Here is a 23,756-nt window from a genome sequence, read left to right on the forward strand (position 1 = left end):
GTGGCGCCGACCGCGCTCGTCACGGGCGCCACGGCCGGTATCGGCGCCGCGTTCGCGCGGCGCCTCGCCGGCCGCGGGTACGACCTCGTGCTCGTCGCCCGCGACGCCGGCCGGCTGGCCGCCGCCGCGGCCGACCTGGCCGGCGCGACCGGCAGCGCGGTCACCGCGCTGCCGGCGGACCTGTCCGACGCCGCCGGCGTGGCCGCCGTCGCCGCCCGGCTCGCCGACGCCGACCGGCCGGTCGACCTGCTGGTGAACAACGCCGGCATCGGCCTGGCCGGCTCGATGCTGGGCAACCCGGTCGCGGACGAGCAGCGGATGCTGCGGCTCAACGTCGAGGCGGTGCTGCGGCTCACGCTCGCCGCGCTGCCGGGGATGCGGCAGCGGCGCCGCGGCGCCGTCGTCAACGTCGCGTCGGTCGCGGGGTTCGGGCCGATGCCCGGTTCGTCGTACCCGGCGAGCAAGGCTTGGGTGATCAACTTCAGCGAGTCCGCGCACCTGCAGGTGCGGGCGCACGGCGTCCGGGTGATGGCGCTGTGCCCGGGCTTCGTCCGGACGGAGTTCCACGCGCGCGCCGCGATCCCGACGGCCGGCATCCCGCCGTGGGCCTGGTTGGACGCGGACCGCGTCGTCGCCGACGCGCTGCGTGACCTCGCCCGCGGCCGCGCGGTCAGCGTGCCGGACTGGCGGTACCGGATCGCCGTGGGTGTGATGCGACATGCGCCACGTCGATTGGCACATCGCCTGGCCACGGGCACTGGCAAGCGCCGCCCGAAACGGGACGATTAACAGAATCCGGGTCAAGTTCTGGACAACGAGTGTTCGCTTCGTCACTCTAATGGTGGGGGTCTCACCCGTGGATGTGACTCGGGTGAGTACCCTTTCCGCCATGGACCCCCGCGATGAACTGCGCAAATACATCAACGACCTGGCCATCGTCCGTGGTCGAGTCGTGCTCTCGTCGGGCAAGGAGGCTGACTGGTACGCCGACCTGCGCCGAGTGACCCTGCATCACGCCGCCGCGCCCGTCGTGGGGGACGTCATGCGCCAGCTCACCGCCGACTGGGAGTACGACGCTGTGGGAGGTCTGACCCTGGGTGCCGACCCGGTCGCACTGGCGATGCTGCACTCGGCGACGCGGGCCGGCGCCGCGCCGTTGGACGCGTTCGTGGTGCGCAAGAACGAGAAGACGCATGGCCTGCAGCGTCGGATCGAGGGTCCGGATGTCGCCGGAAGGCGGGTTCTGGCGGTGGAGGACACATCGACGACGGGTGGCAGTGTCCTGACCGCCGTCGAAGCGTTACAGCAGGCTGGGGCCGAAGTGGTCGGCGTTGCGGTTATTGTCGATCGGGGGGCGGGACGGGCGGTTCAGGAGCAAGGAATCCCCTACCGCGCGGCGTATACGTTGGCGGACCTCGGCCTTACGGACTAGAAAACTGCCGGTTCGGACCTGCTGATATGCAGGCGGGTCGATGGTGTTGGTGGAAGGATGGGTTCTGTGGGAACTGCGTTGGCCGAAATGACAATGCCTCAGATCTCGCCGCTTGCCGGCGAGCCGATCGAGCGAGCCGATGCTGAGCGGCTCGCCGGTGTATTGAAGGCGCTCGCCGATCCGGCGCGCCTTCGCCTGCTCAGCTTGATTCAGGCGGCGCCGGACGGCGAAGCGTGCGTGGCGGACCTGACATCGCCGCTGGGGCTCTCCCAGCCGACCGTCAGCCACCACCTGCGCATCCTGACCGAGTCCGGGCTGCTGGAGCGGGAGAAGCGCGGCGTGTGGGCGTACTACCGCTTGGTGCCGGCCTCGATCGCCACGATCGCGGACCTGCTCACGCCGCCGCGGAAGCGGGCCACCAAGCGCGCGCGCTGACCGCGTCACCGGAGTCGCTCCGTAACCATCACCACCGACCGTCTCGGCGGTCCCGCCCGGCGCTACTGGGGAGGCGCCAGGCGGGATCGCCAGGGGACGGCCCCGGTGGTTATCGCTATTTCCCGTCGGCGTTGACCCGGCGGGCCCGGCGCTCACGCAGCAGTTCGACCGCGATCGGCAAGATCGAAATTACGATGATCAATGCGACCGCCGGCAGGATGTAGCGATCGATCCGCTCGGGCGCGATGACTTTGGTGATCTGCTCGGCGAGCAGGTACCCGGCGAGAATGAGCCCGTCGGTCCACAGGATCGCGCCGATCACGTTCCACAGCAGGAACCGGCGCGCCGGCATCCCGAGCATCCCGGCCACGGGGTTCAGGAACGTGCGCACGATCGGGATGAACCGCGCCAGCACCACGGCCTTGCCCGGGCCGTACTTGTTGAAGTAGAACTCGGCCTTGTCCACGTACTCCCGCTTGAACAGCCGGGAGTCCGGGCGGTCGAACATCCGGCGCCCGTACCGCGCGCCGAGGTAGTGCCCGAGCTGCGCGCCGACGATGGCCGCGATCGGCGCCCCCACCAGCAGCAGGCCCAGCGACAGCCGGGTGCCGACGGCGGCGTCCGCGATCGGGGTGGCCGCCAGGCCGGCGAGGAACAGCAGCGAGTCGCCGGGCAGGAAGAAGCCGATCAGCAGCCCGGTCTCGGCGAAGAGGATCGCCCAGATGCCGATCTGCCCGAACGTCTGGATCAGCGCCTTGGGGTCGAGGGGGTTGATCGCCATCTGGTCGGCGACGGCACGGGTCTGCTCGGTATCCACGGCGACCCAGCGTACCCGGGTCGCGCCGCGCTCCCGCAGGCTCGTCGGACGGGCCTGCCCGCGGGGGGTCGCGACCGATAGAGTTCGCGTCGGTACGGACCTGAGGAGGGGCACCGAATGGACAAGGTCGTCTCCAGCGCCGCCGACGCGGTCGCCGACATCCCCGACGGCGCCAGCCTCGCGGTGGGCGGCTTCGGGCTCTGCGGCATCCCGAGCGCGCTCATCCAGGCGCTGCTGGCCCGCGGCACCACCGATCTCTCCGTCGTCTCGAACAACTGCGGCGTCGACGACTGGGGGCTCGGCCTGCTGCTGCGGGACAAGCGCATCCGGCGGATGACCAGCTCGTACGTCGGGGAGAACAAGGAGTTCGAGCGGCAGTACCTGTCCGGCGAGCTGGAGGTCGAGCTGACCCCGCAGGGCACGCTGGCCGAGCGGCTGCGCGCCGGCGGCGCCGGCATCGCCGGCTTCTTCACCCGGACCGGCGTCGGCACCCAGGTCGCCGACGGCGGCCTGCCGTGGAAGTACGCGTCCGACGGCAGCATCGCCGTGGCCTCCCCGCCGAAGGAGGTGCGGACGTTCGGCGCGCACGAGTACGTGCTGGAGGAGGGCATCGCCTGCGACTTCGGCCTGATCCGGGCGTGGCGCGGCGACCGCCAGGGCAACCTGGTCTTCCGCGACTCGGCGCGCAACTTCAACCCGCTGTGCGCGATGTCCGGCCGGATCACGATCTGCGAGGTCGAGGAGCTGGTCGAGGTCGGCGAGCTGCCGCCGAACGACGTGCACGTGCCGGGCATCTTCGTCCAGCGGGTCGTCGTGCTGACGCCGGAGCAGGCCGCCGATAAGCGGATCGAGCGCCGCACCGTCCGTCCCCGTCCCGACGCGTCCTAGCCCCGGCCCGGCAGAAAGAGAGTCGATCATGGCACTCACCCGTGAGCAGATGGCGGCCCGCGCGGCGGCCGAGCTGACCGACGGCTCGTACGTCAACCTGGGCATCGGCCTGCCGACGCTGGTCCCCAACTACGTGCCGGACGACGTGGAGATCGTGCTCCAGTCGGAGAACGGCATCCTCGGCGTGGGCCCGTACCCGTACGACGGGGACGAGGACGCCGACCTGATCAACGCCGGCAAGGAGACCGTGACCGTGCGCAAGGGGGCGGCGTACTTCGACTCGGCGCTGTCCTTCGGCATGATCCGCGGTGGCAAGGTCGACGCGGCGATCCTCGGCGCGATGCAGGTGTCGGCCGGCGGGGACATCGCCAACTGGATGATCCCCGGCAAGATGGTCAAGGGCATGGGCGGCGCGATGGACCTGGTGCACGGCGCCAAGCACGTCGTCGTGCTGATGGAGCACGTGGCCCGCAACGGCGACTACAAGATCGTCAACAAGTGCTCGCTGCCGTACACCGGGCTGGGCGTCGTCCAGCGGATCATCACCGACCTGGCGGTGCTCGACGTGACGCCGGCGGGGCTGGTGCTGCGTGAGGTGGCGCCGGGCGTGACGGTGGACGAGGTACGGGAGAAGACGGAGCCGGACGTGACCGTCGAGGGCGACGTGCCGGAGATGCGGATCTAGCGCACCCCGGCCCGCCGGCCGGCCGACACTGGACCGGTGATCCGGATCGGCGAGCTGACGGGCAGCGGGGACGACGGCGGCGCGGGCGGCTGGTTCGCGCGCGACGCGCCGTTCGACGGGTACACCGTCGTGCCGCTGCTGCTGCCCGCCGGCTTCGCCGCGTATGCGCGCGTCCTGCACCCGGCGTCGGTCGGCCGCGACGAGTGGCCGGTGTCGTGGGCGCACGTCGCCCGGGCCAACGGCCGGACCCTGCACTCGCTGGCGCAGTGGGAGTCGATCACCGGGCGGTACGAGTACTACGACGGCAACACCCACCAGCCCGGCCTGTGGGACGCGATGCCGGAGTGGGGCACGCTGCTGCCCGCCGAGGCGGCGGCGCTGGCCGGCGTGCTCGCCGCGCACACGGCGACGCCGGACCGGTGCTGGTTCGCGGTGTGGGAGGGGTTCAACCTGCACCCCGACGTCGAGCGGCTGCCGACCTTCGCGCTGCGCCGGGAGGAGAAGGTGCTGACCGGGCCGCTGCGGGCGGCGACCACGTCGCTGGCGGACGACGCTCTGTCCGTCCAGTTGCCGACGCTGTGGTGGCCGGCGGACCGGGCGTGGTGCGTGTCCACGGACGTCGACCTGGTCTCGACCTACGTGGGCGGGAGCCGGGCGTGCATCGAGGCGGTGCTGGCCGCGCCGGGCCTGGAGGCGGTACCGGCGGCGCCGGGCGACGTCGTCAGCCGCGGCGCCGACGTGCTGAACCCGCCGCCCGCCGGCGACCCGTAGCGAGGCGCCCGCGGGCGCCCTCAGCGGTCGTAGTCGTCGTCCAGGTCGACGACGCGGGCCTGCTCGGCCGCGTCCCACTCGTTCGCCTCCGGCGAGCCGGGCAGCTCCTCGGGCGCGTCCGCCGGGTTCGCGGGGAACGCCTGTTCGATGGCGTCGGCGGCGGGGGCCTCGAGGTCGCGCTCCGCCGGGTCCAGGTGGTCGGGCGGGGTCAGGTCCTCGTACTGCTGGGTCATGGCGCACTCCTCCCGGCGCGGTGCCCCGGCGCGCGGCGCGTCCGCCGGGCAGTCGCCTCCCACGGTACGGGTGGTGTGCGTCCCCGAGACGCCGTACCGGTAAACAGGGCCCCGGCCCCGGGCCGGCGCGGGTGGCATACTGCGGCCAAACGGCCGTACGAGTGGACAGGAGCGCGTTCATGCCCATCGCTACCCCCGAGGTGTACGCCGAGATGCTCGACCGCGCCCGGGCCGGCGCGTTCGCGTACCCGGCGATCAACGTGACGTCGTCGCAGACGCTGAACGCCGCGCTGCGCGGCTTCGCCGAGGCGGAGAGCGACGGCATCATCCAGGTGTCGACCGGCGGGGCCGAGTACCTGTCCGGGCCGACGGTCAAGGACATGGTGACCGGGTCGGCCGCGTTCGCGGCGTTCGCCGCGGAGGTGGCGAGGAAGTATCCGGTGAACATCGCGCTGCACACCGACCACTGTCCGAAGGACAAGCTGGACGGGTTCGTCCGGCCGCTGCTGGCGCTGTCCCGGGAGCGGGTGGCCCACGGCGGCGCGCCGCTGTTCCAGTCGCACATGTGGGACGGGTCGGCCGTACCGCTGAAGGAGAACCTGGAGATCGCCGAGGAGCTGCTGGCCGCCTCGGCCGCGGCGAACGTGGTCCTGGAGATCGAGGTCGGCGTCGTCGGCGGCGAGGAGGACGGCGTCGAGAACGCGATCAACGAGAAGCTGTACACGACCGTCGAGGACGGGCTGGCCATGGTCGAGGCGCTCGGCCTGGGCGAGCGCGGGCGGTACATGGCGGCGCTGACGTTCGGCAACGTGCACGGCGTGTACAAGCCGGGCAACGTGAAGCTGCGGCCGGAGATCCTGAAGGAGATCCAGGACGCGGTCGGCGCGAAGTACAACAAGGAGAAGCCGCTGGCGCTGGTGTTCCACGGCGGCTCGGGCTCGCTGCTGGAGGAGATCCGCTCGGCGGTCGACTACGGCGTGGTCAAGATGAACATCGACACCGACACGCAGTACGCGTTCACCCGCCCGGTCGCGGCGCACATGTTCGGCAACTACGACGGCGTGCTGAAGATCGACGGCGAGGTCGGCAACAAGAAGCTGTACGACCCGCGGTCCTGGGGCAAGGCCGCCGAGCAGGGCATGGCCGCCCGGGTCGTCCGCGGCTGCGAGGATCTGCGCTCGACGGGCACGACGCTGAGCAAGTAGGTAACGGGATCGACGGGGTGACATCCGGCCGAATGTCGCCGGACGTCACCCCGCCGCCTACCGGAGCGTGACCGAAAAGTTCCCTAAGCTCCCTGTTTGTCCGATTCAAGACCGGTCGGATGAACACCGATTGGAGTCGGGGGAGCCTATGCCGCGCACCCGCACCGTCCCCGCCGCACTGCTCGCGCCGACCGCGGCGCTCCTGTTCACCGCCCCGGCCGCGCCGCTCGCGGCCCCGGCACCCGCCCCGCCGCCGGTTGCCGGGGCGGGTGCCGCACCCGCCGCCGTCCCGCTGCCGGCGTTGCGGCTGGTCGCCGAGACCGGGCCCGACGGACCCGGCGCCGACCCGGCGCCCGACACCCCGCCCGGCGGCGACCCGCCCGCCGACGACCCGCCCGACACCCAGCCCGGCGGCCCCGAGCCCGACCCCGGACCGGGCAACGGCGGCCCGACCGCCGCCCCGGCCCCGGCCCCGTCCTCGTCCGGCGGACCGCGCCGCGTCCCCGGCCCCGCCGCCGCGGCACCCGCCGACCCGGCCGGCACCCCGGACCCCGTCGCCCGGCGCGCCGGCGTCCCCGCGCCGAGCGCGTCCGCCTCCGGGGCCGGCGTGGCCCGGGCGGCGAAGGTACGCATCAGCGGGGTCGTCTGGGACGACCGCGACCACGACGGCCGCCGCGACGCGGACGAGCCGGGCCTGCCCGGCGTGCGGGTGTGGGCGTTCAACTACGCGCTCGCCGACCCGATGCCGCCGGCCGCCCAGCGCGGCGCCGCGGTGGCCAGCCTGCGCGAGTACACCCGCGGCCGGATGCCCGGCTACGAGCAGGCCGAGCTGGACTCGACCACCAGCGGGCCGGACGGGCGGTACGACTTCGGGCCGCTCGACCCCGGGCCGATGGTGGTGGCGGTGGTGCTGTCGCGGTACGACCGCGGGTCCGACACCCTGCAGCCCGCGACCTCGCTGACCACCCCGCACGCGGGGCCCGGCGACCGGGACTCGGACTACACCGCGATCGCCGAGGGGACGTTCGGGCTGGCCACCCTCACCGCGGTCGCCGGGGAGCGGCACCGGCTGGACGCCGGGCTGCTCGGCGCCGCGGCGCAGGCGCTGCCGGTGACCGGGCGGCGCGCCGCGGACTGGATCGTCATCGGGGCGGCGCTGTGCGGGCTGGGTGTGGTGCTGCTCCGGATGGCCGTGAACCGGCGCGGCCGGCCGGGGTCCTGAGATGTCGCTGTACGCGTTCGCCCTCGGGATCCGGCTCGCGCCGGCCGCCGGGTCGCTGCCGCCGAGCGGGGTGGCCCGGCCGGGGGTGGTGGCGGTGATCGGGGTGGGGATCGCCCTGGCCGGGATCGGCGTCCTGCTCCTGATCGGCCGCGACCGCCGCTGACCAGGCCCGCCCGCGCCACCACCGCCGGTCGGGCCGCCACCTCCGACGTGGACAGACGCCCGCCGCAGCGGACCGGCGGCGGGAAAGCAGGCGGTTGGCGGATATCCGCGCGCCGGCTGTCGGATTCCCGACTTCGCCGGCGGGCGATCCGGGATACGTTCACGCCCGTCGATTTTCGAGGGGTGTGGAGTGCGCGTGATGAACCGGATGTGGGGCGGCCCGGCCGCGGCGGTGGTGGCGACGGCGGCGCTGGCGGGGTGCGGCGGGGACTCGGCGAAGGTGCTGCCGCCCGCCGGCTCGCCGACGTTCGTCGCGAGCGGGCCGGTGGCGTCGCCCAGCGCGGCAGCGAAGCCCGGCAAGCCCTGGTACGACGAGGTCCGCCCCGCCGCGGCCGGTGCGCGGATCGGCGCCGGCACCGGTACGCCGTGCGGGCTCCCGGTGACCTTCACCGCGCCGAAGGGGTGGAAGGCCAAGCCGGTCAAGGTCGAGGGGGAGCTGGCCGAGCTGGGCAAGCAGGGCGGGTTCACGCTGGTCTGCGAGCTGGACGCGAAGTCGGCCGGGCTGATCGGGCTGGTGCGCATCATGCGCGCGGACGAGCCGGCGACGGACCTGACCGGGGCGGCGGACGCGTACCTCGCGCCGGAGAAGGCGAACGTGCGCGGCCGGGCGGACCGGCCGGTGACCGTCGACGGGGTACCGGCGCTGGAGGTGACCTGGGGCGAGCACGTCGAGGCGCTCGGCGAGACGATGCCGCGGCGGGCGCTGCTGGTGACCGCGGCCGAGCGCCCGGTGCTGATGCAGATCGGCGGGCTGGACGAGGACCTGCACAAGGACCTGCTCGCCGGCCTGGTGCTGGCCCGCGGCACGATGGGCGGGCGGTAGGGCCGACCGCTGCGGGGCGCCCGGCCGGGCGCCCCGCAGCGGGCTCAGCTCAGGCGTTCTCCTTGCGGAAGGTGCGGGTACCCCACCAGACCGCGAGGGCGAACAGCGCGACCGTCCACAGCGAACCCCAGAGGAAGGCGTCCGTGGTGAACCGGCCGGCGAACGAGTCGCGCACCGCGTTCACGATGTGCTTGACCGGCATGTAGTCGCTGGCGGTCTCCAGCCAGCCCGGCCCGAGCGACATCGGCAGCAGGATGCCCGACAGCAGCAGGACCGGCATCATGACCACGTTGATCACCGGCGCCATGACGTCCTCGCTCTTGGTCGTCAGGGCGAGCGCGTTGGACGCCGCCGCGCACGCGCCGCCGACCAGCAGCGTCAGCAGGACGCCGGCGACGATGCCGTCCCAGGGGGCGCGCATGCCGAGCACGTACCCGAGGCCGACCAGGATCAGCGCCTGGAACAGCAGTTGCAGCAGGTCCCGCCACAGCCGGCCCATGAGCAGCGCGGTCCGGCTGGCCGGGGTGACCCGCTCGGCCTCCACCACGCCGTCGCGCCACTCGGCGATCAGGCCGAAGCCGGCGAAGAACGCGCCGAAGATGCCGAGCTGGACGAGCATGCCGGGGACGAAGAACGTGTACGCGTTCGTCGCCCCGAACTGCGCGGTCAGCGGTTCGAGCAGCGGGCCGAACAGCAGCAGGTACAGCACCGGCTGGAACGCGCCGATCAGCACCCACGCCGGGTTGCGCAGGTTCATCCGCAGTTGCCGGCGGAACACGATGAAGCTCTCACGCAGGAACAGCATCGCTGCCTCTCATTCGCCGTCGCGCAGCGACCGGCCGGTCAGCGCGAGGAACACGTCGTCGAGCGTGGGGCGGCGGACCTCGATGCTGGTCAGCTCGATGTTCGCCCGGGTCAGTTCGCGCAGCAGGCCCGGCACGGCCGTGCCCGCCTGCCGGATCCGGCCGCGGATGTGCCGGCCGTCGACGGTGACCTTGTCGTCCGGGTCGGCGACGGCCTCCAGCGCGGCCGCCACCGCGGCGACCCGGTCGGGGTCGCTGACCTCGAGGTCGACGGCGTCGCCGGCGACCCGGGTCTTGAGGTTGTCCGGGGTGTCCGAGGCGACGATCCTGCCGTGGTCGATGACGATGATCCGGTCGCTGAGCGCGTCGGCCTCGTCCAGGTAGTGCGTGGTCAGGAACACCGTCGTGCCGCGCTGGTCGCGCAGGGCGCGGATGTGCTGCCACAGGTTCGCCCGGGCCTGCGGGTCCAGGCCCGTCGTGGGCTCGTCCAGGAAGATCAACTGAGGTACGTGGATCAGCCCCATCACGATGTCCAGCCGGCGCCGCTGGCCGCCGGACAGCGTCTTGGGCTGCCGGGACCACAGGCCGTCCAGCTCGAACCGGGTGAACAGCTCCTGCCCGCGGCTGCGGGCCTCGGCCTGGCTGAGCCCGTACAGCATGCCGTGGTCGATCACCTCGTCGCCCGCCCGGGCGACGCTGCCGGTGGCGCCGCTCTGCGACACGTAGCCGATCGACCGGCGGACCTGCTTCGAGTCCTTCACCACGTCGTACCCGGCCACCGTCGCCTCGCCGGCCGTCGGCCGCAGCAGCGTGGTCAACATACGCAACGTAGTGGTCTTGCCGGCGCCGTTGGGGCCGAGGAAGCCGACGATCTCGCCCTCGGCGACATCCAGGTCCACGCCGTCCACGGCGCGTACCTCGGTCTTCTCCCGACCCTGCCGGCTCTGGAAGGTCTGGACCAGACCTCTGGCGCGAATCACTCGTGCCGCCTCCTGCCAAGTGGGTAGTCACGTTCGGTGGGCAGTGTTCAAGTTTGAATACTGCCCTGTCAAGGCCATTAACCGGCCCGCCGGCGCGCAGCATTCCCGCCGGGTACGACAGAAACACCGGTTCGGCCGGGCGCCCGGCGGAATTCAGCCGAGATTCAGGACGCGCCGGTAGTGCTCGTGGTCCCGGTGGATCTGCCAGCCCGGGTCGTCCGGCGCCGGTGTCCAGTCCCACGGCTCGCCGGCGAAGGTCAGTTCACCCGCGCGGACCCGGTCCAGGAGCTGCCGGCACCACGCCTCCTCGACCGCGGTCGACTCCGCCCACCATGCGGCGAGCTGGGCGACATGCCCCGGTACGGCACCGGCAGTGGCGCCGGACCGCGCGGCGTCGGCGGCGCGCCGTTCGGCCAGCGCGCGCACCCGCTCGGCCAGCAGCTCGGCGAAGCGCGGCCGGGGCACGAGCGGGATCAGCGCGACCGCCGCCTGCATCGCCGTGGACGAGGACCGGTCCGGCGCGGTCACCGCCGCCGCGTACAGCCGGTCGAACTCCGCCTGCCCGGCGGCCGTCAGCGTGTACACCGCCACCGACCGGCCGCCCTCCGGCACCTCGTGCCGGGCCAGCATCCCCTGCTTGGTCAGCGTCGCCAGCGCGGAGTAGATCGAGCCGGGCCGGATGTTGGCCCACTCCTCGACCGACCACGAGACCAGCTCGCGGCGGATCTGGTACCCGTTGACCGGCTCGAACAGCTTGACCGCCCCGAGCATGAGCAGCCGCGTGTCGTTGGCCATGCCCACCGCCCCTCGCCGGTCCCCGGCGATGATCTCACGCGGCCCCGCGGCCCCCGGTGAGCACGGCCACCGCCTCGCGCACGTCGTCGGTGATGTGGATCGTGGTGGACAGGTCGCCGGCCGGGGACAGCCCGAGCAGCGGCCGCAGCAGCGCCTCGATCGGCAGCGTGTGGGTCCAGAAGTGCCGGTCCAGGAAGACGTACGCGCCGCTGACCCCGTCGGTGCCGTAGAAGGTCTTGGTCGCCGCCTGGAACACCTCCTGCACGGTGCCCGCCCGGCCGGCGGCGAAGACGATCCCGCCGCGGGCCAGCCGCAGGATCGTGTCCTCCCGGATCGCGTTGGAGAAGTACTTGGCGATCCGGCCGGCGAACAGGTTGGCCGGCTCGTGCCCGTACAGCCAGGTGGGGATCGACAGCCCGCCCGCCCGGGCCCAGCCGTCCGGGTCGTCGGTGGCCGGCGCCGGGTACGCCGCGCGAACCGCCAGCGCCGCCGCCGTGTACGCGTCGTGGTCGGTGAAGTCCGGGTGCGCGGCCAGCCGGTCGATCGCGGCGCCGAGGGCGTCCGGCCCGTGGTCGGCGAGGTACGCGCCGAGGTTCGCCGCCTCCATCACCCCCGGCCCGCCGCCGGTGACGACCAGCTTGCCGGCCCGGGTCAGGTCCCGGCCCAGCACGGCCGCCATCCGGTACGCGGCGCTGCCCCGCGGCTCGGCGTGCCCGCCCATGATCCCGACGATCGCGCCCGGGCCGTGCCGGTCCAGCCAGGTCCGGGTCGCGTCGGCCAGCGCGTTGTCGACGCCGTGGTCGTGCACCCGCTGCGCCAGCGCCTCCCGGACCGGCGGCGTCGCCCCGCCGGCCGCCCGGTAGTGGGCGTACACCCGGCTGTCCAGCATGCCGGCGAACCCGCCCGCGGCGAACCCGGCGGCCAGCTCGTCGGCGGTGTACAGGCCGGGCGGCTGGCACCGGTACGGCAGCTCCGGAAAGCCGTGCAGGACGTGCGCGCCGCGCCGGACCACGTCGGCCTCGGCGGCCGGGTCGGCGAAGTCGCAGCAGAGGAACAGCGCGTCGGCCACCTCGACGCCGGACAGGTCGGCCTCGACCCGGACGCCCTGCACGGTCAGCCCGGCCAGGCCGCCGGCGCCGAGGCGTTCGGCCAGCTCGGCGGCGCTCTCCACCTCGGCCGCGGCGGTGTCGCGCAGCGCCGTCACGTCCGGTGGCGGTGGGGTCGGCATGTCGGCATTGTGCCTGGTTCAATGGCGGCATGCAGAACCTTCTCCCGCCCCCGCCCGCGACGCTGCTCGCCGCCGATCCGGCCGCGGCGGCGGCGCTCGCCGCCGCCGACACCGACGCGGCGTACGCGGCGGCGGCCGGCGCCCACCCCGGCCACAGCGACGCCTGGGCCGCGCTGGCCGCCCGGGCCGCGGCGGCGGGCGAGCCGGTGGCCGCGTACGCGTACGCCCGCACCGGCTACCACCGCGGCCTGGACCAGCTCCGCCGGCACGGCTGGAAGGGCCACGGCCCGGTGCCGTGGGCGCACGAGCCGAACCGCGGCTTCCTGCGCTGCCTGCACCAGCTCGCCCGGGCCGCCGGCGGGATCGGCGAGGCGGACGAGGCCGCCCGCTGCGCGGACTTCCTCCGCGACTGCGACCCCGCGGCGGCGGACGCGCTGGCCTCGGCGTGACCGAGGAGCCGGCCTGCTGCCGGGTCCGCGCGGCGGTCGGCGACCCCGACCGGGCCGCCGCGCTGGCCCGGGACGCCGTCGCGGCGGGGCTGGCCGCGGCCGTCCGGGTCGGCGGCCCGGTCGCCACGACGTACCGCGACGGCGACGCGATCCGGGTGGCGCGCGAGTGGGAGTGGGTGGCCGACACCACCGAGGAGGCGTACCCCCGACTCGTTGCATATGTGCGCACTGCGCAGCCGGACGCCGCGATCGTGGTGACCCCGATCCTCACCGGCGACCCGGAGTACCTGGCCCGGGTCGAGGCGGGCACCGTCCGTCCACTGTGATACTCGCGCCCGCGCGGTAACGCCCGCGCGAGTCCCCGCATGATGGTTGTCCGCCGGGTCGACGTGATGGTCTAGCTGCGGCGATGTCGCTGATCGAATCGATTCAGATCAACTGCCCGATCGGCTATCGGTCGTTCGTGCCGGGGCCGGCGGCACCTTTCTCCACAACGTGCGTCGGCATCTTTCGATGTCCCGTGGTCACTCCCTAACCTTCCGACCGGGCCGGCCGAAGCTGGGGTCGGCAAGGCCCAATCCAATTAACCATTGGGGAGTGTCATGAATCCGGTTGTGCGCAAGGCCGCACGATCCATCGGCGCGACGGCGGTTCTGCTCGTGGCTATCGGCGTCGCCGCGCCGGTCGCCGCGGCCGCCGACGAGCCGAACGTCGAGATCGCCTCGGCGGTGTACGAGGGCTCCGGGTGCCCGAAGCGCGGCGACGCGCGCGCGTCCCTCGACGGGGACCGCATCAAGGTGAACTACGAACGGCTCAGTGTCCGGGCGGGCGGCAGCGGGGAACCGTCCAGCGAGCGGCACAACTGCGTCACCAACCTGAAGCTGCGAGTGGACGAGGGTTGGCAGTACGCCATCGGCCGGCTCTCGATGAGCGGGTACGCGACGCTGAAGCGCGGTGCCACCGGCACGGCGATCGCGACGCACTGGCACGCCGGGCTGCCGTCGACCGGCGAGGCGCGCAACGACCTGTCCGGCCCGTACGACGACGAGTTCGACTCGTACGACCGGCAGCACGGCAACTGGTCCGAGTGCGACGCGAACCGGGCGCTGAACATCAACGCCCAGGTGTTCGTCGAGGCCAAGGGCACCGGCGGCAGCAGTGAACTCCAGCTCAACGAGCGCCGCGGCCTGACCGCGGAACTGAAGTTCCGCCGCTGCTGAACGACCGCCGCCCGCGGGGTCGGAAGACCCCGCGGGCGGCGCCAGCACACCCTCGGGGGTACCGATGAAGCTCCTCGCCGCGGCCGCGCACCCGGGCCGCGCCACTGCTGCCGGCCCGGCCGCGGCCGCCGGCCACCGGACGGTCAGCCGCTGCCGACCGCGGTCAGAGGCCCTCGGCGACGGCGGCGGCGATGCGGAGCCAGGCGTCCTTCGAGGCGTGGGTGAGCTGCCCGTACCGGACCGGCTCGCCCGAGTCCACCAGCTTCTCGTACGGCGCCAGCAGCACCGCCCGGGTCCGCGCCGCGAAGTGCTCCTGGATCGCCGGCAGGTCGATGTCCTTGCGGGTCGGCGGCATCGACACCACGGTGACGGCCTGCCGGACCAGCCGCCGCCGGCCGGTCTGCTCGAGGTGGTCCAGCATCCGGGCCGCCGGCTCCGCCGAGTCGTTGCGCGCGGACATCGTCACGACGAGCTGGTCGGTCGCGTCGATCGCGGCCTGCCAGTTCTCCGCCCGGACGTTGTTGCCGGTGTCCACGAAGATCAGCTTGTAGAACCGGGACACCACCTCGCGCAGCTCCGCGAACGCCCGCGCCGTCAGCATCTCGCCGGCCGTCGCGGACTCGTCCGAGGCCAGCACGTCGAACATGCCCTCGCCCTGCGCGCGGACGTACTGCGACAGGTCGCCCACCCGCCCCTGCGCCCCGGCGAACTGCTCCAGGTCGCGCAGCAGGTCCCGGACCGTCCGCGAGTGGAAGTCCTGCTGCGCCCGCATGCCGAGGGTGCCCTGGGTCTCGTTGTTGTCCCAGGCCAGGACGTACCCGCCCCGGTGTTGGCCGAACGTCATCGCCGACAGCAGCACCGCCACGGTCTTCCCGGCGCCGCCCTTCGGGTTGACCACGGTCACCTGGCGCAGCCCGCCGAAGTTCCGCCGGACGGTCTCGACGTACCGCCGGTGCTCCAGCTCGCGGGTACCCGGCCCGAGCTTGACCAGGCCGAGCGTCGCCCGCCGGACGGCCGCCCTGGCGCCGGTGGTGGCGAGCGGGTCGGCGGGGCGAGCGGCGCGGCGGCGGGCGAAGTCGTCGGCGGTGGGCACCGGGCGGACGTCCAGCTCGGTCCGCGGGTCGAAGACGCCGGCGCCGGGGAGGGGGGCGGGCGCGGCGCGGACCGCGCGGCGCCGCGCGGTGTGGCCGGCGTCTGCGGTACCGGCGCCGGCGGTACCGGGGCCGGCGGCGGGCGTGCCGTACAGGGTGTAGCCGCTGGGGGGCGTCGGCTCCTCGGCGGCGGCGTGCCGGGGGCCGGCCGGCCGGCTCGGGGCGGCGGGGCCTGCGGCGGCGGGTTGACCGGGCGTCGGTGCGGCGGGCGGTGCTGCGGCGGCGGTTGTCGCGGGCGCGCCGGCCGGCCGGGTCGGGGCCGTCGGCGGACGCGCGGCGGCGAGGGGGGTGCCGGGTGCGGCGGTACCCGGGCTGTTCGGGCCTGTCGCGTTCGGATGGACGGCGGTCGGGCCCGCTGCGTTCGGATCGGCGGCGAGCGGGCTTGTGGCGTTCGGATCAGCGGCGAGCCGGCCGGCGGCGTTCGGGCCGGTGGGCGCGGCGCTGGCCGGATTCCGGACGGTGGCGGCGCCGATGGTGTTGACCCCGGCGGCGGTGGGCCCGTCGCCGGACCGGGCGGCGCCGGCGCCGCCGTTGTCGGGGTGGGCGGCAGCGCCGGGCAGTGAGTGGGCCGCCTCGGGCACGGGTGGCCAGAGGGCGGGGATGGGCAGCGAGACCTCGGTGTCGACCGGCCGCGCCGGCGGGACCGCCGCTGCCGGGCCCACGGCCACCGGTACCGGATACGGCCCGGCGGGAGTCGCGGCCGCCGGCGGTTGCAGGGCGGCCGGCAGCGGGTCGGGGCCGGTGGCCGGGGCGGCGGCCGCGGTGCGCGCAGTGGCCGGTACCGGAGGCGGGGTGCTGTTCGCGTCGGTGGTGGCGGTCGGCGCGGGCAGCGTGCGCGGCGCGGTGACGGCTGCCGGGGCCAGCGCTGCGGCGAGGCGGTCGGTGTCCGCCGGGGGTGGTGGGGTGGACTCGCGGGGTTCGTGGGGGCGGCGGCCGACGGCGTCGGCGATGCGGGCGTACACGTCGGGGCCGGCCGGGGCCGGCTCGGCCAGCGCGGCGTAGGCGCCGGCGGCGGTCGGGGCGTCGTCCGGGTGGGCCTCCGGGTCGGCGAGGTCGGCCAGGCCGGCGTACGGGTCGGTGGGGACGAGGTCGTCGTCGTCCGGCTCCGCCCAGAGCGCCGCGTCGTCGCCGGAGCGCTGGCCCCGCCGGCCGGCGGGGATGAGCAGCGGCTGGTCGGGCTGCCCGGCCGGCAGGGGCGACGTCCGGGTCCGCCGGGGCAGCAGCGGCTCTGCGTTCCCACGCGAACCCCGCCCCGCCGCACCCCCTGCCCCGGTGGCGATGGCGTCCACCGGAACGGCCGCATCAACCGGAACGGCCGCGTCGACCGGGCGAGCCGCGTCACCCGGGAGGGCCGCGTCGACAGGGCAAGCCATGTCGACCGGAACAGCCATGTCGGCCGGAACAGCCAGGTCGGCCGGAAGGGTCGCGTCGACCGGCAGGGTCGCGTTCACCGGGGGAGCCACGTCGCCGGGCAGACCCGGCTGGACGGCCGCGACTGCGTTCCCTGCCACGCCCGCACCCACAAGGCCCGCGCTCACAGCGCCCGCGCTCACAGCGCCCACGCTCGCCACGCCCGCGCTCGCCGCTGCGCCCGCATTCGCTGCGCCCGCGCTCACCGCCGTGCCGGCACCCGTTGCCGTGCCCACGGTCGCCGCTGCGCCCGCGCCCGCCGCCGCGCCGCCCGGACCCGCACCCGCCACCGCGTCGACCCGGCCCGCGCTCGCCGCCGCGCCGCCGCTGACGGGTACACCGGTACCCGGTGCTGCGTCGGCGCGCACCGGGGCGGTTGCCGGCGCCGCAACACTCGCCGAGCTGTCCACACCGGCCGGTGTGCCCGCTGCGACCGGTGCGGTCGCGCGAATCGGCGCATCCCCGTCCGCCGTAGGACCCGTCCCGATGCGCAGTGCGTTGCCGGTCGAGCCGGTGCCGGCCCCGGCGTCGGGGGTCGGGTCGGTGCGTGGTGCGGGTACCAGGGCGTGCCGGCCGGACGGCGACCCTGCGGCGTCCGTCGCCGCCGGTGCCGGTACGACATCCAGCGCCGCCGCGGCCGGCGGGATCGGGGAGGCCGCGCCCACGAACGTCGGTGCCGTCCGCCGCTCCGCCTTCCGCGCCCGGGTCGACGTACCCACGCCGATCGACGGCATGTTGGCCGGGTGCGGCGGGCGCTCGCCGCCGTGCGGGTCCGCCCACGGCGACCCGGTGCCCGGCGGCGTCGACCACGGCGACGCCGCGCTCCACCCCGGGCGGTCGTCGTCGGCGTCCTCGTCGGACGGTGCGACGTCGGGTGGCCAGAAGTCCGGTTCGGGGCGCTCCGCCGGCGTGTACGGCTGCTCCACCGCTGTCCCTCCCTCGCCGTCCATCGGGCCAAGGGTGGCACAGAATTTCAGCCGGCGTACACCGCCCAGGCGCCGGCCTCCATCCACCAGGCCCGCTTCCTGGTCAAGTTCCCGCTGACGCCGTCGTCGGTGTACGGCAGCTCCCCGACCGGGGTCACGGAGACCGCGCGCCCGCGCGCCCGCCGCACCTCCACCCGGGCCCGGCGCCGCCCGAACGGTCCACGCGCGACGATCGGGATCGCCACCGCGACCTCGACGGTCCCGTCGGCGGGGTCGGCGGCCCGGACCAGCGGGACGCCGCCCACGGTCGCGTACCCGCCCGCGTTCGCCACGACGGCCGCGGCCACCGGGTCGGCGCCGTCGGTCAGCACGGTGTCGTCCACCTCGACCCGGCCGCGCCAGGGCAGCGCGCGGCCGTTGCCGTCGGCGCCGCCGAGCAGCGCGCCGTCGAGGGTGACCGAGCCGCTGTCGGTCCGCAGCAGGTCCAGCCGCCGGGCGCCGCCGGCGAGCACCGCGGCGGCGACGGCGGCCGGGTCGCGCGGCAGGCCGAGCTGCGCCGCCAGGTCGGCCGGGTTGTCGGCCAGCGGCAGGAGGCCGATCGGGGCGAGGTCGGGCACGGTACGGGTGTCGGCCAGGTCGGCGGGGCGGCGGCTCGGCGGCGGCGCGTACCGCCGGACCAGCCGGCGCACGACGGCCCGGAGCTGCCCGTCGGCGGCCGAGGCGACGACCAGCCGGGGCCCGTCGGCCGCCGGCCACGGCAGGCCGTCCGGGCGGGCCGGGCCGTCGAGGTCGGCGAGGACGGCGTCGATCTCCTCGTTCGAGGCGGCGGTGACGGTGCGTACGGTCGCGCCGGCCGCGGTGAGCGCCTCCGCGCACGCCAGGACGGGCACCCGCGGCCGGTCGGACCCGCAGCCGCCGCTGTCGCCGCAGCAGCCGCCGGCACACCCGCCGCCCGGGGGCTCGTCGCCCAGCGTGAGAATCACGACGTCGCGCACGACCGCTGCGCCTCCTGCCTCCAGGGATGTGCCACCGGCGGGTGACCGGGTTGTTAGCCTGGCACACCGGGCTCGCCGACCGGTCGCCACCTGGCACCCGAGCCGCACGGAAGTGAGATGACATGGCAGCGATCGTGCTCATCGGTGTGCAGTGGGGCGATGAGGGCAAAGGCAAGGTAACGGATCTTCTCGGCAGTCGCGTCGACTACGTCGTGCGCTACTCCGGCGGCAACAACGCCGGTCACACGGTGGTCACCCCGGACGGCCAGAAGTACGCCCTGCACCTCATGCCGTCCGGCGCCCTGTCGCCCAGCGCGACCATCGTCATCGGCAACGGCGTGGTGATCGACCCGAAGGTCCTGCTGGCCGAGCTGGACGGGCTCGCCCAGCGCGGCGTGGACGTGTCCGCCCGCCTGGTGATCTCCGCCGACGCCCACCTGATCATGCCGCACCACCGGGCGCTGGACCACGTGGTCGAGCGGTACCTGGGCAGCTCCCGCATCGGCACCACCGGGCGCGGCATCGGGCCGGCGTACGGGGACAAGGTCGCGCGGATGGGCATCCGCGTGCAGGACCTGCTCGACGTCGGCATCCTGCGCAAGAAGCTCGACCTGGTGCTGCGGGAGAAGAACCAGACCCTGCAGAAGATCTACAACCGCAAGGCGATCGAGGTCGAGGCGGTGGTGGAGGAGTACCTGGGGTACGCCGAGCGGCTGCGCCCGTTCATCGCCGACACCCGTTCGCTGCTGTGGGGGGCGCTGGACCGCGGCGAGACCGTGTTCCTGGAGGGCGCCCAGGCCACGATGCTGGACATGGACCACGGGACGTACCCCTTCGTCACCTCGTCCAACCCGACCTCGGCCGGCGCGTGCGTGGGGGCGGGCATCCCGCCGACGGCGATCACCCGGGTGATCGGGGTGTCGAAGGCGTACACCACCCGGGTCGGCGCCGGTCCGTTCCCGACCGAGCTGCACGACGAGCTGGGCGAGCGGATCCGCAAGATCGGCGGCGAGTACGGCACGACCACGGGGCGGGAGCGGCGGACCGGCTGGTTCGACGCGGTGGTGGCGCGGTACGCGGTCCGGGTCAACGGGATCACCGACCTGTGCATCACCAAGCTCGACGTGCTCTCCGGGCTGGACTCGGTGCCGCTGTGCGTGGCGTACGAGATCGACGGCGAGCGGGTCGAGCAGATGCCGACCACGCAGACCGACTACCACCACGCCCGCCCGATCTACGAGGAGCTGCCGGGCTGGTTCGAGGACATCTCGGGCGCCCGCAGCGAGGCGGACCTGCCGGCGAACGCGCGGGCGTACATCGACCGGATCGAGGAGCTGTGCGGGGCGCGGGTCTCGCTGATCGGGGTTGGCCCGGCCCGGGACGAGAACGTCCTGCGCCACGACCTGCTCTGACCCGCTGGTCGTCCGGCCGCTGGTCCGTCCGAGACGCCGGTTGGCCGGGTCGCTGGTTGTCCGGTCGTCGGTTATCCACAGGAGCGGGGTTATCCACAGGCTGTGGATAACCCCGCTTGGCGGTCGGCGGGGCGGGCGGCACGCTGCCGGGCATGGACGGACTGGCGAGAGCCGAGCGGGTGGCCCGCGGGCAGGACGGCGTGATCGGGCGCGGCCGGGCGCTGCGGGCCGGGCTCGCCCCGCACGAGGTCGACGGCCTGCGGCGGGCCGGGCGGTGGCGGTCGCTGGCCCGCGGCGCGTACTTCGTCGCCTCGGCGGCGCACCCGGAGCCGGGGCGGCGGGCGGCGATCCGCGCCGCCCGGCTCTCCCTCGGCCGGACGGCGCTGGTCGTCCTCGACACGGCCGCCGAGCTGCACGGCCTGCCGCCCGCCGGGGCGCACCGCGCCGCCGGCACTGTCCACGTCGCCGCGCCGGGGCGCCGGCCGGCGCGGGCGTACCCCGGGATCGTCGTGCACCAGCTCGCCATCCCGCCCGCGGGGCGAACCCGGGTCGGCGGCATCCCGGCGACCACGCCGCGCTGGACGCTCGCCGCCCTGCTGCCCCGCCTCGACCGGGACGCCGCCGTCGCGCTGCTCGACGCCGCGCTGTACCGCGGCCTGCTCGGACCGGCCGACCTGCGCGCGCTGCCGGCGCTGCTGGCCGGGCGCCGGGGCGCGGTCGCCGCGCGGGCGGCGCTGCCGCTGGCCGACGGGCGGGCGGCCTCCCCGCTGGAGACCCGGCTGCGGCTGCGCTGCCTGGAGGGCCGGGTACCGCCGGAGGGGCTGCGGGTACCGGTCCGGGACCGCGGCGGCCGGGTGGTGGCACACGGCGCGCTCGGCTGGCCGTCGCGCCGGCTGATCGTGGACGCGGACGAGCCGGTACCGGGCGGGGCGGGGGACCACCGGCGGCACAACCGGGTGGTCGCGGCGGGCTGGCGCCTGCTGCGGTTCAGCCGCGCGGACGCGGCCCACCCGGACGCGGTCGCGCGCCGGGTCCGCACGGTCCTGTCCGACTGACGCTCCCGGTCACGTCCGACCGACATCGCGGTCGCGGATGCGGGCGCTGGTTCGGCCCGGACATCCTCGGTCGCGGGATGGGTGGGGAGGAGTGGTCGGCGGAGGGGGCGGGGGCGAGGGGGTGGGCGGGGCGGTCGGTAGGGTTGCGGGGTGCGAGTTCTGGTGATCGGCGGCGGCGGGCGGGAGCACGCCCTGGCGCTGGGCCTGGCGGCGGACCCCGCCGTGGAGCATCTCGTCGTGGCGCCCGGCAACCCCGGCATCGCGGCCGTCGCCGAGCTGCGCGCGGTCGACGGCACCGACCCGGACGCGGTCGCGGCGCTGGCCGCCGAGGTCGCCGCCGACCTGGTCGTGATCGGGCCGGAGGCGCCGCTGGTCGCCGGGGTGGCCGACGCCGTTCGGGCGCGCGGGATCGCCTGCTTCGGCCCGTCCGCCGCGGCGGCCGCGCTGGAGGGCAGCAAGGCGTTCGCCAAGGAGGTCATGGTCGCGGCGGGGGTGCCGACGGCGCGGGCGTTCGCCTGTACCGACGCGGTCAACGTGCACGAGGCCCTCGACGCCACCGGCGCCCCGTACGTGGTCAAGAACGACGGCCTCGCCGCCGGCAAGGGCGTCGTCGTCACCGGCGACCGCGCGGTCGCCCTGAAGCACGCCGCCGAGTGCGGGCGGGTCGTCATCGAGGAGTACCTCGACGGGCCCGAGGTCTCGCTGTTCGTCGTCACCGACGGGGAGGCGGCGGTACCGCTGCTGCCCGCCCAGGACTTCAAGCGCCTCGGCGACGGCGACGCCGGCCCCAACACCGGGGGCATGGGCGCGTACACCCCGCTGCCGTGGGCGCCGCCGGACCTGGTCGACCGGGTCCTCGCCGACGTGGTGCACCCGACGCTGGCGGAGATGCGCGAGCGCGGCACGCCGTTCGCCGGCCTGCTGTACGTCGGCCTCGCGCTCACCGCCGCCGGCCCCAAGGTGATCGAGTTCAACGCGCGCTTCGGCGACCCGGAGACCCAGGTGGTCCTCGCCCAGCTCGCGACGCCGCTCGGCGGGCTGCTGCACGCGGCGGCCACGGGCGCCCTGGCGGCGCACCCGCCGCTGCGCTGGTACGACGGCGCCGCGGTGACGGTCGTCCTGGCCGGCGCCGGCTACCCCGGCACCGTGCGGACGGGCGACCCGCTGACCGGCGCCGAGCAGCCGGGCATCATCCACGCCGGCACCCGGCGCGAGCCGGGCGGCGCGCTGGTCTCGGCCGGCGGCCGGGTGCTCTGCGCGACGGCCCGCGGCGCGGACCTGGCGGCGGCCCGGGACGCGGCGTACGAGCTGCTGGCGACCGTCCACCTCGCCGACGCCCAGTACCGCACGGACATCGCGGCCGCGGCCGCGACGGGCACGGTCGACGTCCCCGCACCCGGGGCGGAAGGAGACCGCGTCCCCACGACGGCGGCCTCCTGACCACGACCAATCGAGCCGATCATTCCGGCTCGGCCCGCTCGTCGGATACGACGGTCGGGCGCTCGGACGGTGCGTGCATCTGGAACTCGTACCCACGCCATGCGTGTGCGCGCGAGTGTGCCCCGTGCTTCGGCGGCCAGCAGTCCTGATCCACGGCAGGTGTACGAGCCGGGGTGGGGTGCGCGGGGCGGCGGGGCACCCGCACGCGCCCCGCCGCGCTCGCGCGCTTCCGGTGTGGTCGAGTGCGTGCCCGCGAGTGGATGCCGCCGGTTCGGCCCCCGCGGCCGCGCCGGTGTGCCCGTCGCGGGCGTCCCGCACTCCCGATCACCGGAAGCAGTACGGACGTTAACGCGCCCCGCCCGGCCATCCCGGGCATCTGTCGCATCCCCGACACCCCCGTCCCCGACCGCCGCCGCCCTCCGGTTTCTCCGGTACCGGCTCGGCTGCCCACCGCGAGCGCGTGCGGCCATGGGTCCCGGAATTTCTCGGCTCGGACGTATCGCCGGGGTGCCCGGCCGCTCCTGTTCATGTTCGCCGCGGCGGGACGGGCCGCGGCACCAGGGGGATGGGAGCAATACCGTGGCTGGTATCAAGAAGGCACTTCTGGTCGGCGCCGGCACCGCGGCGGTCCTGGCGGCCGGTACCGCGGCCGGGGCGGCGATCACCGGTTCCACCGGGACGTTCACCGAGCGGCAGACGTTCACCCGCAACGACGCGCCGATCACCGTGACGTCCACCGGCTTCACCGACGTCGCCCGGGTGCTGGTCAGCATCCCGAGCGGGCAGCGGCGGATGCTGGACGCCCGGTTCACCGCCGAGACGCTGTGCTCGGGGTCGAGCGGCTGGTGCTCGGCGCGGATCGTCGTCACCAACGCCTCGACCGGGGCCACGGTGGAGCTGGCGCCGGCGTCGGGGCTGGACTACGCGTTCGACTCGCCCGGCGACTCGTGGGAGGGGCACGCGCTCGAGCGCAGCTCGCACTACCTGCCGGCGGGGCGGTACCACGTCCGGGCGCAGGCGGCGGTGGTCGCGCCGGCGACGTCGCTGCGGCTCGACGACACCCACCTCGCGGTGGAGGTCATCCGACCCTGACCGGGGCGGGGACGGGTCGCGTACGGCCGGGGACGGTCGCACAGTGGAGCGCCGGGGCGGTGACGAT

The 23,756-nt window shown here is 75.0% G+C and carries 25 protein-coding genes; 17 read left to right on the forward strand and 8 right to left on the reverse strand.

Annotated elements, in window-relative coordinates:
* The 3 genes from IEY94_RS09265 to IEY94_RS09275 all read left to right on the forward strand — a co-directional run bounded on the left by IEY94_RS09265 (position 1) and on the right by IEY94_RS09275 (position 1,867).
* Entirely contained in the window at positions 1-789 is a 789-nt protein-coding gene (locus tag IEY94_RS09265) for an SDR family NAD(P)-dependent oxidoreductase (RefSeq protein ID WP_189169668.1), read from the forward strand.
* Between the two features lie 100 nt (positions 790-889).
* Entirely contained in the window at positions 890-1,432 is a 543-nt protein-coding gene (gene pyrE, locus IEY94_RS09270) for an orotate phosphoribosyltransferase (RefSeq protein WP_189169669.1), read from the forward strand.
* Positions 1,433-1,489: 57 nt separating this feature from the next.
* Positions 1,490-1,867: an ArsR/SmtB family transcription factor gene (locus IEY94_RS09275; protein ID WP_189114961.1), complete on the forward strand. Its 378-nt coding sequence runs from the start codon at positions 1,490-1,492 to the stop codon at positions 1,865-1,867.
* A gap of 115 nt (positions 1,868-1,982) precedes the next feature.
* Here the strand turns inward: IEY94_RS09275 and IEY94_RS09280 are convergent, their stop codons facing one another.
* Positions 1,983-2,648 (reverse strand): DedA family protein, encoded by a 666-nt coding sequence (locus IEY94_RS09280; protein WP_189169850.1) that lies wholly within the window; start codon positions 2,646-2,648, stop codon positions 1,983-1,985.
* A 153-nt stretch (positions 2,649-2,801) separates the two neighbouring features.
* Between IEY94_RS09280 and IEY94_RS09285 the strand changes: the two genes are divergently transcribed.
* From IEY94_RS09285 to IEY94_RS09295, 3 genes are read left to right on the forward strand one after another with little or no spacing between them, the layout of a single operon-like run.
* Positions 2,802-3,572, forward strand: a complete 771-nt coding sequence (locus IEY94_RS09285) for a CoA transferase subunit A (protein ID WP_189169670.1) — start codon at positions 2,802-2,804, stop codon at positions 3,570-3,572.
* 28 nt (positions 3,573-3,600) lie between these two features.
* Positions 3,601-4,257: a CoA transferase subunit B gene (locus tag IEY94_RS09290; RefSeq protein WP_189169671.1), complete on the forward strand. Its 657-nt coding sequence runs from the start codon at positions 3,601-3,603 to the stop codon at positions 4,255-4,257.
* Between the two features lie 36 nt (positions 4,258-4,293).
* Entirely contained in the window at positions 4,294-5,028 is a 735-nt protein-coding gene (locus IEY94_RS09295; protein ID WP_189169672.1) for a hypothetical protein, read from the forward strand.
* Between the two features lie 20 nt (positions 5,029-5,048).
* On the opposite strand, the gene IEY94_RS09300 is transcribed toward IEY94_RS09295, so the two are convergent.
* A complete protein-coding gene (locus tag IEY94_RS09300; RefSeq protein ID WP_189169673.1) occupies positions 5,049-5,261 on the reverse strand; it encodes a hypothetical protein in 213 nt (70 codons plus the stop codon).
* A gap of 179 nt (positions 5,262-5,440) precedes the next feature.
* Between IEY94_RS09300 and fbaA the strand changes: the two genes are divergently transcribed.
* The 4 genes from fbaA (at position 5,441) to IEY94_RS09320 (ending at position 8,733) form a co-directional block, all read left to right on the forward strand.
* Positions 5,441-6,466, forward strand: coding sequence for a class II fructose-bisphosphate aldolase (gene fbaA / locus IEY94_RS09305; RefSeq protein WP_189169674.1), 1,026 nt, complete (start codon positions 5,441-5,443; stop codon positions 6,464-6,466).
* A 148-nt stretch (positions 6,467-6,614) separates the two neighbouring features.
* Positions 6,615-7,688, forward strand: a complete 1,074-nt coding sequence (locus tag IEY94_RS09310) for a hypothetical protein (RefSeq protein WP_189169675.1) — start codon at positions 6,615-6,617, stop codon at positions 7,686-7,688.
* A gap of 1 nt (position 7,689) precedes the next feature.
* The gene (locus IEY94_RS09315; RefSeq protein ID WP_189169676.1) at positions 7,690-7,851 is read left to right on the forward strand and encodes a hypothetical protein; all 162 of its coding nucleotides are present in this window, start codon (positions 7,690-7,692) and stop codon (positions 7,849-7,851) included.
* A gap of 198 nt (positions 7,852-8,049) precedes the next feature.
* Positions 8,050-8,733 (forward strand): lipoprotein, encoded by a 684-nt coding sequence (locus IEY94_RS09320; protein ID WP_229783496.1) that lies wholly within the window; start codon positions 8,050-8,052, stop codon positions 8,731-8,733.
* Positions 8,734-8,782: 49 nt separating this feature from the next.
* On the opposite strand, the gene IEY94_RS09325 is transcribed toward IEY94_RS09320, so the two are convergent.
* The 4 genes from IEY94_RS09325 to IEY94_RS09340 all read right to left on the reverse strand — a co-directional run bounded on the left by IEY94_RS09325 (position 8,783) and on the right by IEY94_RS09340 (position 12,539).
* On the reverse strand, positions 8,783-9,538 hold the full coding sequence (locus IEY94_RS09325) for an ABC transporter permease (RefSeq protein WP_189169678.1): 756 nt from the start codon (positions 9,536-9,538) through the stop codon (positions 8,783-8,785).
* A gap of 9 nt (positions 9,539-9,547) precedes the next feature.
* Positions 9,548-10,516: an ATP-binding cassette domain-containing protein gene (locus tag IEY94_RS09330; protein ID WP_189169679.1), complete on the reverse strand. Its 969-nt coding sequence runs from the start codon at positions 10,514-10,516 to the stop codon at positions 9,548-9,550.
* A 153-nt stretch (positions 10,517-10,669) separates the two neighbouring features.
* Positions 10,670-11,311: a PadR family transcriptional regulator gene (locus tag IEY94_RS09335; protein WP_189169680.1), complete on the reverse strand. Its 642-nt coding sequence runs from the start codon at positions 11,309-11,311 to the stop codon at positions 10,670-10,672.
* Between the two features lie 34 nt (positions 11,312-11,345).
* On the reverse strand, positions 11,346-12,539 hold the full coding sequence (locus IEY94_RS09340) for an LOG family protein (RefSeq protein ID WP_189169681.1): 1,194 nt from the start codon (positions 12,537-12,539) through the stop codon (positions 11,346-11,348).
* Positions 12,540-12,568: 29 nt separating this feature from the next.
* Here IEY94_RS09340 and IEY94_RS09345 point away from each other — a divergent pair, with 29 nt between their 5' ends.
* From IEY94_RS09345 to IEY94_RS09355, 3 genes are all read left to right on the forward strand, one after another.
* A complete protein-coding gene (locus tag IEY94_RS09345; protein ID WP_189169682.1) occupies positions 12,569-12,988 on the forward strand; it encodes a DUF3151 domain-containing protein in 420 nt (139 codons plus the stop codon).
* Complete coding sequence (gene cutA / locus IEY94_RS09350) at positions 12,985-13,314, forward strand: divalent cation tolerance protein CutA (protein ID WP_189169683.1); 330 nt, start codon at positions 12,985-12,987, stop codon at positions 13,312-13,314. The genes IEY94_RS09345 and cutA overlap by 4 nt, the downstream gene beginning before the upstream one ends.
* A 276-nt stretch (positions 13,315-13,590) precedes the next feature.
* Positions 13,591-14,208, forward strand: coding sequence for a DUF4360 domain-containing protein (locus IEY94_RS09355; protein ID WP_189169684.1), 618 nt, complete (start codon positions 13,591-13,593; stop codon positions 14,206-14,208).
* A 163-nt stretch (positions 14,209-14,371) separates the two neighbouring features.
* Here IEY94_RS09355 and IEY94_RS09360 read toward each other — a convergent pair whose 3' ends face one another.
* Together IEY94_RS09360 and IEY94_RS09365 are read right to left on the reverse strand one after the other, a co-directional pair.
* A complete protein-coding gene (locus tag IEY94_RS09360) occupies positions 14,372-16,648 on the reverse strand; it encodes a chromosome partitioning protein (protein WP_189169685.1) in 2,277 nt (758 codons plus the stop codon).
* Positions 16,649-17,742: 1,094 nt separating this feature from the next.
* Positions 17,743-18,690 carry a hypothetical protein gene (locus IEY94_RS09365; protein WP_189169686.1) on the reverse strand — a complete coding sequence of 316 codons (948 nt, stop codon included), beginning with the start codon at positions 18,688-18,690 and terminating at the stop codon, positions 17,743-17,745.
* Between the two features lie 122 nt (positions 18,691-18,812).
* On the opposite strand from IEY94_RS09365, the gene IEY94_RS09370 reads away from it, so the two are divergent.
* The 4 genes from IEY94_RS09370 to IEY94_RS09385 all read left to right on the forward strand — a co-directional run bounded on the left by IEY94_RS09370 (position 18,813) and on the right by IEY94_RS09385 (position 23,689).
* On the forward strand, positions 18,813-20,102 hold the full coding sequence (locus IEY94_RS09370) for an adenylosuccinate synthase (protein ID WP_189169687.1): 1,290 nt from the start codon (positions 18,813-18,815) through the stop codon (positions 20,100-20,102).
* Positions 20,103-20,254: 152 nt separating this feature from the next.
* A complete protein-coding gene (locus tag IEY94_RS09375) occupies positions 20,255-21,157 on the forward strand; it encodes a hypothetical protein (protein ID WP_189169688.1) in 903 nt (300 codons plus the stop codon).
* 150 nt (positions 21,158-21,307) lie between these two features.
* A complete protein-coding gene (gene purD / locus IEY94_RS09380; RefSeq protein ID WP_189169689.1) occupies positions 21,308-22,597 on the forward strand; it encodes a phosphoribosylamine--glycine ligase in 1,290 nt (429 codons plus the stop codon).
* A gap of 579 nt (positions 22,598-23,176) precedes the next feature.
* Positions 23,177-23,689, forward strand: coding sequence for a hypothetical protein (locus IEY94_RS09385; protein ID WP_189169690.1), 513 nt, complete (start codon positions 23,177-23,179; stop codon positions 23,687-23,689).
* Positions 23,690-23,756: the final 67 nt, after the last annotated feature.

The sequence above is a fragment of the Pilimelia anulata genome (assembly GCF_014647895.1).
GTDB classification, from domain to species: Bacteria; Actinomycetota; Actinomycetes; order Mycobacteriales; family Micromonosporaceae; genus Pilimelia; species Pilimelia anulata.

Bases quoted from the DNA above. Each gene is read 5' to 3' on its own strand.
- IEY94_RS09285 (WP_189169670.1), top strand. From the start codon at position 2,802: ATGGACAAGGTCGTCTCCAGCGCCGCCGACGCGGTCGCCGACATCCCC.
- IEY94_RS09345 (WP_189169682.1), top strand. From the start codon at position 12,569: ATGCAGAACCTTCTCCCGCCCCCGCCCGCGACGCTGCTCGCCGCCGAT.
- IEY94_RS09355 (WP_189169684.1), top strand. From the start codon at position 13,591: ATGAATCCGGTTGTGCGCAAGGCCGCACGATCCATCGGCGCGACGGCG.
- IEY94_RS09340 (WP_189169681.1), bottom strand. From the start codon at position 12,539: ATGCCGACCCCACCGCCACCGGACGTGACGGCGCTGCGCGACACCGCC.
- IEY94_RS09325 (WP_189169678.1), bottom strand. From the start codon at position 9,538: ATGCTGTTCCTGCGTGAGAGCTTCATCGTGTTCCGCCGGCAACTGCGG.
- IEY94_RS09275 (WP_189114961.1), top strand. From the start codon at position 1,490: ATGGGTTCTGTGGGAACTGCGTTGGCCGAAATGACAATGCCTCAGATC.
- pyrE (WP_189169669.1), top strand. From the start codon at position 890: ATGGACCCCCGCGATGAACTGCGCAAATACATCAACGACCTGGCCATC.
- IEY94_RS09335 (WP_189169680.1), bottom strand. From the start codon at position 11,311: ATGGCCAACGACACGCGGCTGCTCATGCTCGGGGCGGTCAAGCTGTTC.
- IEY94_RS09280 (WP_189169850.1), bottom strand. From the start codon at position 2,648: ATGGCGATCAACCCCCTCGACCCCAAGGCGCTGATCCAGACGTTCGGG.
- IEY94_RS09370 (WP_189169687.1), top strand. From the start codon at position 18,813: ATGGCAGCGATCGTGCTCATCGGTGTGCAGTGGGGCGATGAGGGCAAA.
- IEY94_RS09290 (WP_189169671.1), top strand. From the start codon at position 3,601: ATGGCACTCACCCGTGAGCAGATGGCGGCCCGCGCGGCGGCCGAGCTG.
- fbaA (WP_189169674.1), top strand. From the start codon at position 5,441: ATGCCCATCGCTACCCCCGAGGTGTACGCCGAGATGCTCGACCGCGCC.
- IEY94_RS09375 (WP_189169688.1), top strand. From the start codon at position 20,255: ATGGACGGACTGGCGAGAGCCGAGCGGGTGGCCCGCGGGCAGGACGGC.
- IEY94_RS09315 (WP_189169676.1), top strand. From the start codon at position 7,690: ATGTCGCTGTACGCGTTCGCCCTCGGGATCCGGCTCGCGCCGGCCGCC.
- IEY94_RS09300 (WP_189169673.1), bottom strand. From the start codon at position 5,261: ATGACCCAGCAGTACGAGGACCTGACCCCGCCCGACCACCTGGACCCG.
- IEY94_RS09310 (WP_189169675.1), top strand. From the start codon at position 6,615: ATGCCGCGCACCCGCACCGTCCCCGCCGCACTGCTCGCGCCGACCGCG.
- IEY94_RS09320 (WP_229783496.1), top strand. From the start codon at position 8,050: ATGAACCGGATGTGGGGCGGCCCGGCCGCGGCGGTGGTGGCGACGGCG.